This window comes from Actinosynnema sp. NPDC059335, assembly GCF_042752395.1.
GTDB lineage: Bacteria > Actinomycetota > Actinomycetes > Mycobacteriales > Pseudonocardiaceae > Actinosynnema.
Map to the genome: position 1 here is coordinate 1 of NZ_JBHYXZ010000200.1, position 13402 is coordinate 13402.

The 13402-nt window shown below is 72.9% G+C and carries 10 protein-coding genes; 9 read left to right on the top strand and 1 reads right to left on the bottom strand.

Going from position 1 to position 13402, the window contains the following annotated elements; all coding sequences use genetic code 11:
• The first annotated feature begins 293 nt into the window (after positions 1-293).
• From ACFXGA_RS36385 to ACFXGA_RS36415, 7 genes are all read left to right on the top strand, one after another.
• The gene (locus ACFXGA_RS36385; RefSeq protein ID WP_378096394.1) at positions 294-1868 is read left to right on the top strand and encodes an aspartate aminotransferase family protein; all 1575 of its coding nucleotides are present in this window, start codon (positions 294-296) and stop codon (positions 1866-1868) included.
• Positions 1865-3097 (top strand): cytochrome P450, encoded by a 1233-nt coding sequence (locus tag ACFXGA_RS36390; protein WP_378096397.1) that lies wholly within the window; start codon positions 1865-1867, stop codon positions 3095-3097. The genes ACFXGA_RS36385 and ACFXGA_RS36390 overlap by 4 nt, the downstream gene beginning before the upstream one ends.
• Positions 3097-4641 (top strand): GMC family oxidoreductase, encoded by a 1545-nt coding sequence (locus ACFXGA_RS36395; protein WP_378096400.1) that lies wholly within the window; start codon positions 3097-3099, stop codon positions 4639-4641. Before ACFXGA_RS36390 ends, ACFXGA_RS36395 begins: the two co-directional genes overlap by 1 nt.
• Positions 4638-5810 (top strand): acyl-CoA dehydrogenase, encoded by a 1173-nt coding sequence (locus ACFXGA_RS36400; protein WP_378096403.1) that lies wholly within the window; start codon positions 4638-4640, stop codon positions 5808-5810. Before ACFXGA_RS36395 ends, ACFXGA_RS36400 begins: the two co-directional genes overlap by 4 nt.
• A 96-nt stretch (positions 5811-5906) precedes the next feature.
• Positions 5907-7346: a flavin monoamine oxidase family protein gene (locus ACFXGA_RS36405; RefSeq protein WP_378096406.1), complete on the top strand. Its 1440-nt coding sequence runs from the start codon at positions 5907-5909 to the stop codon at positions 7344-7346.
• Positions 7347-7443: 97 nt separating this feature from the next.
• Positions 7444-8193 carry an SDR family oxidoreductase gene (locus tag ACFXGA_RS36410; RefSeq protein ID WP_378096409.1) on the top strand — a complete coding sequence of 250 codons (750 nt, stop codon included), beginning with the start codon at positions 7444-7446 and terminating at the stop codon, positions 8191-8193.
• Positions 8194-8471: 278 nt separating this feature from the next.
• Positions 8472-8888, top strand: coding sequence for a YybH family protein (locus tag ACFXGA_RS36415; RefSeq protein ID WP_378096412.1), 417 nt, complete (start codon positions 8472-8474; stop codon positions 8886-8888).
• Positions 8889-9162: 274 nt separating this feature from the next.
• Here the strand turns inward: ACFXGA_RS36415 and ACFXGA_RS36420 are convergent, their stop codons facing one another.
• Positions 9163-9861, bottom strand: a complete 699-nt coding sequence (locus ACFXGA_RS36420) for an NUDIX domain-containing protein (protein ID WP_378096416.1) — start codon at positions 9859-9861, stop codon at positions 9163-9165.
• Positions 9862-9982: 121 nt separating this feature from the next.
• On the opposite strand from ACFXGA_RS36420, the gene ACFXGA_RS36425 reads away from it, so the two are divergent.
• Positions 9983-11086 (top strand): purine phosphorylase, encoded by a 1104-nt coding sequence (locus ACFXGA_RS36425; protein ID WP_378096419.1) that lies wholly within the window; start codon positions 9983-9985, stop codon positions 11084-11086.
• Positions 11083-13402: hypothetical protein (locus tag ACFXGA_RS36430; RefSeq protein ID WP_378096422.1), on the top strand; the 2320-nt coding region annotated here is incomplete at its 3' end. The genes ACFXGA_RS36425 and ACFXGA_RS36430, both read left to right, overlap by 4 nt.

Genomic DNA, 13402 nt, shown 5'->3' on the forward strand with positions numbered 1-13402 from the left:
GTGTGCCGATGGGATGCGTCAGACACATCCACTCCGCCCGGAGGTCCTCCCGTCTTCAACCCGACACGCCGTCAACAACCTGATTAGTCACTACACCTAGCACGTTCCCGCCCGGTGCGGGGCACTCGAATTCCACCGACCGGTAATCGGTCGCTCATCGGCCATTCCTCGGCCGCACCGTGAACCGGCGATGACCACGGCTCCCCGGCTCGTGGGATATATCTGGCAACCGAGCGCGCCGAATGATGGAGCGCGATTCTCCTGCCGAACGCCGAACGGAAGTCGAGGACGTCATGAGCCTTTCTCCTGGTGCGCCCGAATTCGCGGACGCCCACGCGATCGGGATGCTGGACGGGTTCGGGCTGGCCGTGAAGTACGTCCGGGCCGAGGGCAACACCCTTTACCACGACGACGGCGAGGGCGGGGAGATCGGCGTCCTCGACCTGGCCTGCGGCTTCGGATCGTTGATCCTCGGCCACAACAACCCCGAGATCGTCGCCCACGCCAAGCAATTGTTGGACGAGCAGGTCGCGGTGCACGCGCAGTTCTCCGGCTACTCGTTCGGCATCGACGTGGCGGCCGCGCTGAACCGGATCATCCGCCGCGAGCTGGGCACCGACGAGAAGTTCTACGGACTGTTCGGCAACTCCGGCGCGGAGGCGGTCGAGATCGCCATCAAGCACGCCGAGATGGACCGCGGGATGCGGGCGGCCGAACTGCTGGAGTCGATCGACGGCAACGTGGAGAAAGCGACCGAGGCCGTCCGCGGCGGCGCGGCGGTGGCCGAGGAGGCGTTGACGTCGCTGGGCGTCACCTCGTTCGACGCGCTCGTCGCCGAGGTGCGCCGGCGCAACACCGAGGTCGCGGCCCGGCAGCCGCTGTTCCTGGCGCTGGAGGGCGGCTTCCACGGCAAGCTGGTCAGCAGCATCCAGCTCACCTACAACTCCGACTTCCGCACCCCGTTCCGGGCGCTGGCCGCGCAGGCCCGCTTCGTGCCCTCCGACCAGGTCGAGCTGGCCGCGAAGATCATCGAGGAGGAGCGGGTCGCGCTGCTGGACCTCGTGGTCCGCGACGGCGTGGTCGAGCTGGCCGAGCGGGACTTCCCGGTGTTCGGCGCGTTCTTCGCCGAGCCGATCATGGGCGAGGCAGGCATCAAGCCGCTGACCACCGAGACGGCGCGGGCCCTGCGCGAGGTGTGCGACGCGGCCGGCATCCCGCTGGTGGCCGACGAGATCCAGAGCGGCATGGGCCGTTCCGGCTCGTTCTTCGCCTCGGTGCACTGCGACCTGCGCCCCGACTACATCATCCTGGCCAAGTCGCTGGGCGGCGGCATCGCCAAGACCGGCGTCGTGCTGGTGCGCGAGTCCCGCTACCGCCGCGACTTCGAGCTGCTGCACACCTCCACGTTCGGCAAGGACGGCTTTTCCAGCCGGATCGCGCTCAAGCTGCTGGAGCTGCTGGAGGCCGACGACGGCGCGGCCTACCGGATGGCCGCCGAGCGCGGCGCGAAGGCCAAGGCCGCGATGGAGGCGGTGGCCGCCGAGTTCCCGGACGTCTTCAAGGAGGTCCGCGGGCGGGGCCTGATGCTCGGCATCCAGTTCCACGACCAGGAGAACTCCGACAACGAGGTGTTCCGCGAGTGGTCCGAGCACCACGTGTTCCTGTTCGCGGTGGCGGGCTACCTGCTGCACGAGAAGCGGATCCGCATCTTCTCCACCGCGAGCAACCCGAACACGCTGCGGTTCGAGCCCTCCATCTACATCACCGACGAGGAGATCGACCGCTTCGCCGAGGGGCTGCGGGACGTGGCGCGGCTCGTGCGGGCCAAGGACGCCGACGCGCTCGCCCGCACCGGGGCCTCGTCGTGACCAGCCAGCTCACCCCTCCGGTCATCGACATCGAGGGCCGCGACATCCACGGCGAGGGCGAGCGGCTGCGCGCCCTCGGCCGGGCGGCCAAGGTGGAGCTGCCCGACGGCGTGCTCGCCTGGTGGGTCACCGACCAGGCGCTGGTCAAGCAGTTGCTCACGGACAAGCGGGTCTCGCGCGACACCTACCGGCACTGGCCCGCCTGGGGCAACGGCGAGAGCGAGCTGGCCAAGACGTGGCCGCTGGCGGTGTGGGTGGCCGACCGCAACATGATCACCGCCTACGGCGCCGAGCACACCCGGCTGCGCAAGCTGGTGGCCAAGGCGTTCACCGCGCGCCGCACCGCCGCCATGCGGCCGCGGGTCGAGGCGATCACGGCCGGGCTGCTGGACCGCCTCGCCGAGCACCCGGCGGGCGAGGTGGTCGACCTGCGCGCGGAGTTCGCCTACCCGCTGCCGGTCGAGGTCATCTCGGAGCTGCTGGGCATTCCCGGCGAGATCCGCGACGACCTGCTGCACTACGTCCACGCGATCATGGACACCGCGGTCACCGCCGAGCAGGCCCAGCACAACCTGACCGAGCTGTACCGGCTGCTGGGCGAGCTGGTGGCGATCAAGCGGCAGCGGCCCGGCGACGACGTCACCACCGGCCTGATCCAGGCCCGCGCCGACGACGGCGACGCGCTCAGCGAGATCGAGCTGGTCGACACCGTGCTGCTGATGTTCACCGCGGGCCACGAGACCACGGTGAACCTGCTCGACCAGACCATCGCCCTGCTGCTGAGCCACCCCGAGCAGCGCGCCCGCGTCACCGCCGGGACGCTGCCCTGGGAGGACGTCGTCGAGGAGTCGTTGCGGCTGGAGGCGCCGTTCACCAACCTGCCCATGCGGTACGCGGTGGAGGACATCGACCTCGGCGACCTCGTCATCCGGCAGGGCGAGCCGATCGTGATCGCGTTCGCCGCGGCGGGCCGCGACCCGAAGGTGCACGGCGCGGACGCGGACCGGTTCGACCCCGACCGCCCGACCCGGCGCGAGCACGTCGCGTTCGGCCACGGCGTGCACCACTGCCTGGGCGCGCCGCTGGCCCGCCTGGAGGCGGGGATCGGCCTGCCCGCGCTGTTCGCCCGGTTCCCCGGGCTGGAGCTGGCCGTGCCCGCGTCGGAGCTGAAGCCGCTGGGGTCGTTCATCTCCAACGGGCACGCCGCCCTGCCGGTGAGGTTGGGCTGATGGACTTCGACTACATCGTGGTCGGCGCGGGCTCGGCGGGCTGCGCGGTGGCGGCCCGCCTGTCCGAGGACCCCGGCGTCACCGTCGCGCTGATCGAGGCGGGCGGCCCGGACGACGACCCGAACGTGAAGATCCCCTTCGCCACGCCCGAGCTGTTCGGCACCGCGCTGGACTGGAACCTCGCCACCGCGCCGCAGGAAGGGCTGGCCGGCCGGTCGGTCACGTGGCCGCGCGGCCGGGGCCTCGGCGGCTCGTCCACGATCAACTTCCAGATGTGGGTGCCCGGCCACGCCGACGACCTCGACACCTGGGACGCCGGCCCGCTGTGGGGCCGGGAGCGGTTCGAACCGTACTTCCGGCGCGTCGAGCGCTGGGCAGGCGACCCGGACGCGGGCCGCACCCACGGCGACCGCGGTCCGCTCTGGATCTCGCCGCCGCGCGACCCCGACCCCAGCTCGCTCGCGTTCGTGGACGCCTGCGCGGAAGCCGGCCTCAAGCCCATCGAGGGCGGCCTGGGCGGCTCGCCCGAGTCGGGCGCCGCGCTCACCCCGCTCACCCAGCACGAGGGGCAGCGGTGGAGCGCCGCCGACGCCTACCTGCGGCCCGCCGCCGGCCGGCGCAACCTCACGGTGCTGACCCGCGAACTCGTGCACGGGATCGTGCTGGAGGACCGGCGGGCGGTCGGCGTCCGGCTGGCCGACCGCGTCCTCACCGCGCGCCGCGAGGTCGTGCTGAGCGCGGGCGCGATCGGGTCGCCGCACCTGCTGATGCTGTCCGGCATCGGCGACCCCGACCGGCTGGCCGCCGCCGGCGTCCGGCCCCGGGTCGCGCTGCCCGGCGTCGGCGAGGGCCTGCACGACCACCTGGTGGTGGACTTCGTGCTGCGCGCCTCCGGCGGCACCCGGTTCACCGACCTCGGGCCGGAGGCCCGGCGGCGGTACGAGGCCGACCGCACCGGCCCGTTCAGCTCCAACCTGCCCGAGGCGGTCGCGTTCTTCCGCGCCGACCGCGGCGACGGGCCGCCGGACCTGGAACTGCTCTGGGTGCCCGCGGCGTTCGACGCCGACGGCACGCCCCTGGCCGGCCGCACGCTCGGCGTCGTGCTGCTGCAACCGCACAGCCGGGGCCGCGTCGACCTGGTCGACGCCGACCCCGCCACGCCGCCGCGCATCGACCCCGGCTACCTGACCGACCCGCGTGACCTGCCCACCTTCCTCGAGGGCGTGCGGTTCGCCCGCGAGGTCGCCGACACGCAGGTGTTCAAGCCGCTGCTCGACGGCCCGCTCACGCCGTGGCCCGCCGACGACGACCGGCTCGGCGCGTTCGTCCGCGAGCACGCCGAGACCGTGTTCCACCCCGTCGGCACGTGCCGGGTCGGCGAGGCCGAGGACTCCGTCGTGGACCCGCGGCTGAAGGTCCGCGGCGTCGACGGCCTGCGGGTGGTCGACGCCTCCGTGATCCCGCACGTGCCCCGCGGGCACACCCACGCCCACGCCGTCGCCCTCGGCGAGCGCGGCGCCGAACTGATCCAGGAGGAGCAATGACGACGAGCGAGTTCACCGCCGTGCTGGAGGCCGTGCGCGAGATCGTGCCGACGCTGCGCGAGAACGGCCGGGCTTCCGAGGACAACCGCTGGATCGTGGACGAGAACGTCCACCTGCTGGAGAAGACCGGCGTGCTGCGCGCCGCCTCGCCGCGCCGCTACGGCGGCCTGGACCTGCCGCTGGCCGAGGCCGCCGAGCTGATCAAGGAGGTGGCGTCGGGCTGCGGCTCCACCGGCTGGGTCACCATGGTGTGGGTGTCCAACGCGTGGCTGGCCACGCTGTACCCGGACCAGGCGCAGGACGAGATCTTCGCCGAGGGCCCCTCCGTGCGGATCTCCGGCGGCTTCACCCCGTCCGGCACGCTGACCCCGACCGAGGGCGGCTACACCCTCAGCGGCACCTGGCGGTTCAACTCCGGCTGCCGCGGCGCGTCGTGGAACATGGCCGCCGCGATCGTGCACCGCCCCGACGGCACCGAGGAAGAGGCCATCGCCATCGTCCCGATGAGCGAGTTCACCATCGCCGACGACTGGGACACCTTCGCCGCCGCCGGCACCGGCAGCGCCTCGTCCACGCTCAAGGACGTGTTCGTGCCCGAGCACCGGGTGGTGACGTTCGAGCACGCCCTGCTGGACAGCACCCCCGGCCGCGAACACCTCACCGCCGACCGCCGCTACGGCCTGTTCCCCGTGGTGTTCACCGAGTGCGCGGCCGCGTGCATCGGCATCGCGCGCGGCGCCATGGACCTGTTCCTCCAGCGCGTCCCGGGCCGGCCCATCACCTACACGTCGTGGACGGACCAGCGGCAGCACCCGCTGACCCAGATCCAGGTCGCCACCGCGGCCAACAAGATCGCCGCCGCCGAGGGCCTCGCCCGCGGCTGGTGGGACCTGCTCCAGGGCCGCGCCGACGAGGGCGGCTCGCTGACCGCCGAGGAGCGGGCCGTGCTGCGCGGCGAGACCGCGTTCGCCATCGCGCTGGCGAAGGAGGCCGTGGAGATCCTCTACGGCGCGAGCGGCGCGTCGGTGCTGCAGAAGTCCGTGCCGATCCAGCGGTTCTTCCGCGACATCGAGGGCTTCGCCCAGCACGGCCTGCTGCTCGACACCACCAACCTCGAGGTGCAGGGCCGCGTCCTGCTCGGGCTCGACCCCGACACCCCGTTCCTGTGACCCGACCCCGTTGACCGACCGGACGCGCACCCCCGACCGCGTCCTGTGCCCCTTGCCAGTGCTCCGCCCGCCGCGGACCGGAAGAACGAGAATGAGATGACCGAGCAGAACCCTCCCCGACAGGGCACGATCGGCCGCCGCACGCTGCTGAAGGCGCTGGGCGTCGGCGGCATCGCGGCGGCGGCCGGCACCGCCGCCGCGACCGGCGTCGCCTCGGCGTCCAGGACGAGGTCGACCGTCCACGACGTGATCGTCATCGGCGCCGGCTTCGCCGGCATCACCGCGGCCCGCGCGCTGCGCCAGCAGGGCGTGCGGGCCGTGGTGCTGGAAGCCCGCGACCGCATCGGCGGCCGGACGTGGACCACCACGTTCGCCGGCGAGCAGGTCGAGCTGGGCGGCCAGTGGATCGCCGAGTCCCAGCCGCTGGCCTTCGGCGAGCTGCAGCGGTACGGCATCCCGCTGATCGGCGACCCCGACTCCTTCCCCGACGTGGCCTACTACCCGGCGTCCGACGGTCCGAGGACGTTCGACTTCCTGTCCGCCAACGACCACCTGGGCAGCCTGATGACGCGGCTGTTCGAGGGCACGCGGGACTACTTTCCGCGCCCGTACGAGCCGCTGTACGCGCGTGACCTGGTGACCCGGGTCGACCGGCTGTCCCTGGGCGCGCGGCTCGACCAGCTCGGACTGTCCACGCAGGACCGCGCGTGGCTCCAGGGCGTCACCGACTCCTACTCCGGCGGCGACAGCTACAGCCGCGGCCTGACCAGCATGGCGCAGTGGTGGGCGCTCGGCGGCCACACGCACGCCGGCTGGGACGCCCAGGTCGCCACCCGGCCGGTCGGCGGCATGCTCGGGCTGCTCCAGCGCATCCTCGCCGACGCCGCGCCGGACCTGCGCCTGAACACGCCGGTGACCACGATCGCCGACAACGGCCGCCAGGTCGACGTGACCACGAGGGACGGTCGCGTGCTGTCCGCGCGCGTGGTGGTCGTGGCCGTCCCGGCGAACGTGTGGCGCACGCTGCGGTTCACCGCCGGGCTGCCGGCCGTGCACGCCGGGGCCAGCCGGTTCGGGCTCGGCGTGCCCAACGTGATGAAGTTCTGGTTCCGCACCAGCGGCGACAACGGCCGCGTGTACGCCACCGGCAAGCCGGGCGACCCGGTCTCGCTGCTGCTGCCGCAGCGGGTGCTGTCCAACGGCGACGTGCTGTCGGTCGGCTTCAGCGAGGACCCGCGGCTGGACATCACCGACCAGGCCGCGCTGGAGGCGGCGATCCGCCGCATCGCGCCCGGCACCAGGCTGCTGGAGCACGCGGTCGGCCCGTGGGGCCGCGACCCGTACTCGCTGGGCGCGTGGGGCATGCGCGGCCCCGACCAGCTCGTCCACCTGCCCGCCATCCAGCAGCCGCACGGCCGGCTGGCGTTCGCCACCGGCGACATCGCGTCCGGCTGGAACGGCGCGTACATCGACGGCGCGATCGAGAGCGGGCAGCGCGCCGCGCGGCAGGCTCTCGACCTCCTCCGGACGGCGTGAGCGCGCCGAGAGCCGATGGAGAGGCCGCCCGGCTAGCTTCGAGGATGATCCCACCACGGTGCGGGTCGTGAGTCGAGGAACAGAAAGAGGGAATCTCGTGAGCCGGTTTGCCGGTAAAAAAGCAGTCATCTCCGGGGGTACGCACGGAATGGGCCTCGCCGTGGCGAAGGCGCTGCTGGCCGGTGGGGCCGAGGTGCTGATCACCGGGCGCGAAGGCAAGAACCTGGAGGCCGCGCGCGAGGAGCTCGGCGAGCGGGCGCACGTCGTGGCCTGCGACGTGACCGACGTCGCGCAGCTCCGCGCGGTCGGCGACGTGGTCAAGGAGAAGCTGGGCCAGGTCGACTTCGTGCACGTCAACGCGGGCTACGCCAAGCTGGAGCCCCTGGAGGCGGTGACCGAGGAGGTCTTCGACCGGACCTTCGGCGTCAACACCAAGGGCGCGTTCTTCACCACGCAGGTGCTCGCCCCGCTGGTCAAGGACGGCGGCGCGATCGTCTTCACCACGTCCATCGCCAACAACGGCGGCACCGCCGGGATGAGCGTCTACGCGGGCGCGAAGGCGGCCGTGCGGTCGTTCGTGCAGGTGTTCGCGGCCGAGCTGGTGGGCCGCGGCATCCGGGTCAACGCGGTGAGCCCCGGTTTCATCGACACCCCCAGCATGGGCGTGGACGCCTCGGCCCAGGAGCGGCAGGAGTTCTCCGAGCTGGGCGACCAGATCACCCCGATGAAGCGGCACGGCTCGCCGGAGGAGGTCGCGGCGGCGGTGCTGTACCTGGGCTTCGACGCCACCTTCACCACCGGACACGAGCTGGTGGCCGACGGAGGTCTGTCGGTCGTGTCCGCGTAGCGCGCGCGGCCGGAGGGAGGCCCGGTCGTCCCGGGTCGGGACGGCCGGGCCTTTCGCGCTTCCCGGGGCGCCGGTCCCGCGCGCGGTGTTTCCGGGCGCTGTGGGGGCGGCGCGGTTATTTCGCGTTCCCGAGCGCCCGCGACACCGCTCACGGTGTGCTCACCGCCCGTCCTGGATCGGCCGATGAGCGGCGGGTTATTCCACGATGAGTGGGCTTCCCGGACGGGCCGATAACGTCGGAGCCGGGCATTTGCCGCACTTGCAGGAAGGATTCGCCCATGACGGCCCAGATCGACTTGCAGAACCTGGATCTGACCGACGATCCGGAAACCCAGAACGACGTTTTCCTGGCCGCGTTCAACTCCGGTCAGGGCGCCATCTTCGACAGCCTCTACCGGGACGACTCCATTTCCAACCTGTCCGGCGGGCCGCTCACCGGCGCGGCGCGCACCGAGGCGATCACCGCGTTCCTGGCGACCAAGCCGAAGCTGAAGTCCAAGGTGAAGGCCGCCTACACGGCGGGTGATTCGTCGTTGATCATCGTCGAGTACGACCTCGAGATCACCAAGGAGGACGGCACCCGGCAGCGCATCCTGGGCAAGTGCACCGACGTGCTGGTGCGCGGCGAGGACGGCAAGTGGGTGATGGCGGTCGACCGCCCGGTCGCCGACAGCGTCGAGGACATCCAGGGCTGAGCCGCGCGGGGGCGCGCGCCCGGGCCCGCGCGCGCGCGGCGCCCGCCCCGCGCGCGGGGGGGGGGCCGCGCGCTGGGGGGGGGCGGGGCGCCCCGCCCGCCCCCCCGGGCCGCACGGGCGGCCGACGCCGCTGACCCACCGGATTTCCTTTGCGCTCCAATGGAAAACGGCTCGAAGAACGCCCTGGGGTCACGATTCGGCACACGCCCGTCACGGCGTCCGGCCGGCCGGCGATGTACGCGGTGAGTCGGGAGTCCGGACGAGCACCGCGGCGTCAGCCGCGGAGGATCGGGGGGTGCATGACGACAGCCGGGCCGCGCCGGTAGATGGCCGCCGGGCGGCCGCCGTTGCCGGTGGTCCGCTCCCCCGTCGGGACCAGGAAGCCGTCCACACCGGTCACCTTGCGGTGGAAGTTGCGCGGGTCCAGCTCCTCGGACCACACGATCTCGTAGACGCGGCGCAGCTCGGAGATGGTGAACTCGGGACCGCAGAACGCCGCCGCGAGGGTGGTGTACTCGAGCTTCGCGCGGGCGCGGTCGACGGCGTCGGCGATGATCCGGGCGTGGTCGAACGCGAGCAGCCGCTTGCGGCCCAGCACGCGGTCCACGGGCACCCACTTGGCCTTGTCCGCGTCGCCCCCGGCCGTGGGCGTGGGCAGGTCGGGCACGACGGCCAGGTAGCAGATGGTCACCACGCGGCCGCGCGGGTCCCGACCGGGCGCGCCGTAGGTGCGGAGCTGTTCGAGGTGCAGGGTGCCCGCGTCGAGCCCGGTCTCCTCGGCCAGCTCCCGCGCGGCGGCGACGTCGATGTCCTCGTCCTCGCTGGACAGGAAGCCGCCGGGTAGCGCGAGACGGCCCTGGTACGGCTCGACGCCCCGGTTGACCAGCAGGACCTGGAGCCGGCCGTCCCTGATGGTAAGGACGGCGAGGTCGACGGCGATAGCCACCAGCGGGATGGTCCACGAGTCGTTCATCCCGCCACCCTAACTTCTCGTCGTTGCGACGACAACGAGTAAGCGTCATGTTGACGAAAACCATCGCCCACCATTACCGTCACTCTGACGGCAACTCCGCACACCTGAACAGGAGTCACGGATGATCGTGATCCTCACGGCGCTCGAGGTGGAACGCTCCGCCGTCGTGGCCCTCTTGACGGGCGTCCGCACCCGCCGCGTGCCCACCGGGGAGGTGTTCGACGTCGGCTCGCTGCACGGCCGGGAGGTCGCCGTCGGGCTGACCGGGGCGGGCACCGGGGCCGCGGCGATCAACACCGAGCGCGCGATCGGCGCGTTCCGGCCGACCGCCGTGCTGTTCGTGGGGGTGGCGGGAGGGTTGCGCGAGTGGCTGGCGATCGGGGACGTCGTCGTCGCCACCCGCGTGTACGCCTACCACGGGGTGCGCAGCGACCGGGACGGCGACCACGCCCGACCGCGCGCCTACGAGTCGTCGTACGCCCTGACCACGGCGGCCCGCGTGCTCGCGCGGACCCCGGCGTGGCGGGCGGCGCTGCCGCCCGGCGAGGAGCCCACCGTCCACTTCGAACCGATCGCGTCCGGCGAGGTCGTGCTGAACAACCGCGAGTCCTACACCGCGCGGCACCTCGACCACCACTACAACGACGCCGCCGCGATCGAGACGGAGAGCGCCGGGGTGGCGCAGTCCGGCCACATGCACGAGTCACTGCCGACCATCACCGTCCGCGCCATCAGCGACTTCGCGGACGGCGGGAAGGACGCCGCCGACCGGGGCGGGTCGCAGCGGCGGGCGGCGCGCAACGCGGCGCTGTTCGCCGCCGCGCTCGTCGCCGAGCTACCGCACGCCGACGGCGAAGCCGCCACCTCCGAGGAACGGAAGACGCACATGACCGTCAACAACACGCTCTCCGGCAACGCCAACGTGGCCGTGCAGGCGGGCACCATCAACGGCGGCCTCTGGCTGGGCGGCCAGGGCCACCGGCGGCCCGACCGCGGCGAGGCCGTGGCCCGGCTCACCACCGCCGTGGCCGAGGCGCACCGGGCGGGACGGCTGTCCCGGGAGGTCTACGACCACGCGATGCTGCGCCTGGACGACCTGCGCACCACCGCCGAGGGCGACGCCGCGGCCGTCACCGCGAACGCCCGCGTGCTCGACGTGATGTTCCGCGACCACCCCGACCTGCGCGGCCTGGTCGCGGCCGTCCTCGCCGGGGGTGCGGCGTGACCGACACCGTGATGAACAACGAGGTCAGGGGCGACAACAACAACACCGTGCAGGTCGGCGTGGTCAACGGCGGCGCGGTCTTCCACGGCGACACCAGCTTCTACCAGGTCACGCGCGAGGACCCGCCGCAGCGCAAGTACGAGGTGGCGCGCAACCACCTGGCCGGCGGGTCGCCGCGGCTGGCCGAGGAACTGCTCGCCGAGGTGGTCAGGTCCGACCTGTTATCCACCTCCGTCGCCTACCACTTCGCCCTCGCCACGCTCAGCGAGCGGTCCATCAACGAGCTGACGCCGGTCGAGTACCGGCAGATCCAGGACGCGCTGAACATCGCCGGCCGGTTCCCGCGCGACTCCTGGAGCGACGCGCTGCACGTCATCGGCGGCCTCATGCAGGCCGTGATCGACCAGGAACGCCGCCCCGAGCCGGACTTCGACGCCCTGGACCAGGTGCTCGCCGAGTTCTCCCGGCTGCCCGACGAGCAGCGCGAGGAGATCACCCGGCACCTCGACATGATCATCGGCGGCGCGGTGCAGGACCAGCTCGACAAGGTCACCGCCGTCGCCATCGCCCAGGCCCGCACGTCGCACGGCCGCGCGGACCGGGCGTGGAAGTTCTTCGAGCCGGAGCCGGAGGAGCCCCGCCTGGTGCCGGCGCACGTCACGCCGCGCCCGACCGGGCCGGGCTGGTTCAAGGCCGTGCCGGGCGCGCTGGCCGTCCTCGGCGGGTTCGTGCTGCTCGGCGGCGCGGACGACGTCGTGACCGGGGGCGGGTTCGCCGGGTGGGCGGTGCTGCTGCTGGCCGGCGTCGCCGCGGTGGTGCACTGCGGCGCGCGGCGGACCGCGTTGCGGGGCCGCAGGCGTCGGCTGGACCACGAGATCGGCGCTCCGGGCCAGGTCACCGGCCGGGACGAGCTGACCCGCACCGGCAGCCCGGACTTCCGCGACGCCGTCCACCGGCTGATCGAGGCCGAGGTGCGCCGGCGGCAGCCGTCGGCGTCGAAGGACAGGCAGGAGTGGCACGAGGCCGTCCGGCAGGCGTCCTGGGCGTTGTTCCTGACCATCGTCCGCACCTACGGCACGCCCATGCCCGACGACGAGGACGAGTACCGCCGCGCGGTCAAGCGGGAGGTCCGCGCGGGCACGCTCAAGTGGCTGATCCGGATGCACGTGCGGGACTGGGCGCGGCGGTGGGAGGCCGGGACGCTGTTCGAGCACACCGGCACGAACGCCCGGGAGGTGCTGTGGGGCGGGCTGGCCGCGGTGTCCGGCGCGGTCGCCGTGCTCGGGGGGTACGGGATGCTCGCGGCGAGCGGCGGCACGGCGGCGGGCGCCGGGATCGTGCTGCTGGTGCTCGCGGGCGCGGCGGCGCTGGCCGCGGGTGGCGCGCAGGTGCTCGGGACGTCCTTCGCGGTGCGGCTGGAGGAGGCCGACCGCGCCGCCGTGCTGGAGGAGGAGCGGGCCGAGTACCGGCGGTGGCGCGAGCGGTTGGCCGACCGCCCGACCGACGCCGAGATGGCGCGGTGGCTGGACTTCGACAAGGCGCACCTGAAGATCGAGGCGATGCGGCGGGCCCGGCTGACCAACCGCGACGTCGTGGCGCACGTCGTGCTGACCGAGGGGCTGCCGCACGCGAAGCGGGCGAGGTACATCTACGGGCCGCCGCGCTACTCGTCGTACCTGGTGCTGGTGTTCCTGCTGACCGACAACGGCGTCCGCGAGTTCCGGGTGGACCTGGGGTTCGAGGACGGCTCGGTGCGCAACGAGCGGCGGGCGTCGTTCCGGTACGACGCGCTCGTGCTCGCGCAGGTGACCGAGGTCGGCATCCGGTTCGCGGGCGAGCGCAGGCACATCGTGGTGTTCAAGGACAACGACATCGCGGCCGTCACGGACCCCCGGGAGGGGATGGTGGTGAGCCGGGCGCTGTGCCTGTCGCTCAAGAACAGCCACGACATCAACCTGGTGATCGAGAACTTCGAGGGGCTGAGCGACCAGGAGGTCGAGGACCGGGGCCACCTGGAGGAGCTGGCGCTCGGCTCGTCCGGGGTGACGTCGGCGCTGTACATCCTGGAGGCGGTGGCGGCCGAGGGGCCGGGCTGGATCACCGAGGAGCGCAGGCGACGGGACCGCAGGCTCCGGGAGTGGGCCCGGACGGAGGGCGATCCGGGGGTGCTGGAGCACCGCGCGCCGATCCGCGCCATCGAGTCGACGCGCCTCGACCCGCGCGAGGACCAACGCCCCGACCGGGACGGCGACCGTTTCTACCGCGGCGGCTCCGGACGGGACGCGGGTGGGGGTGGTGGGACCCCCCCCCAACCCG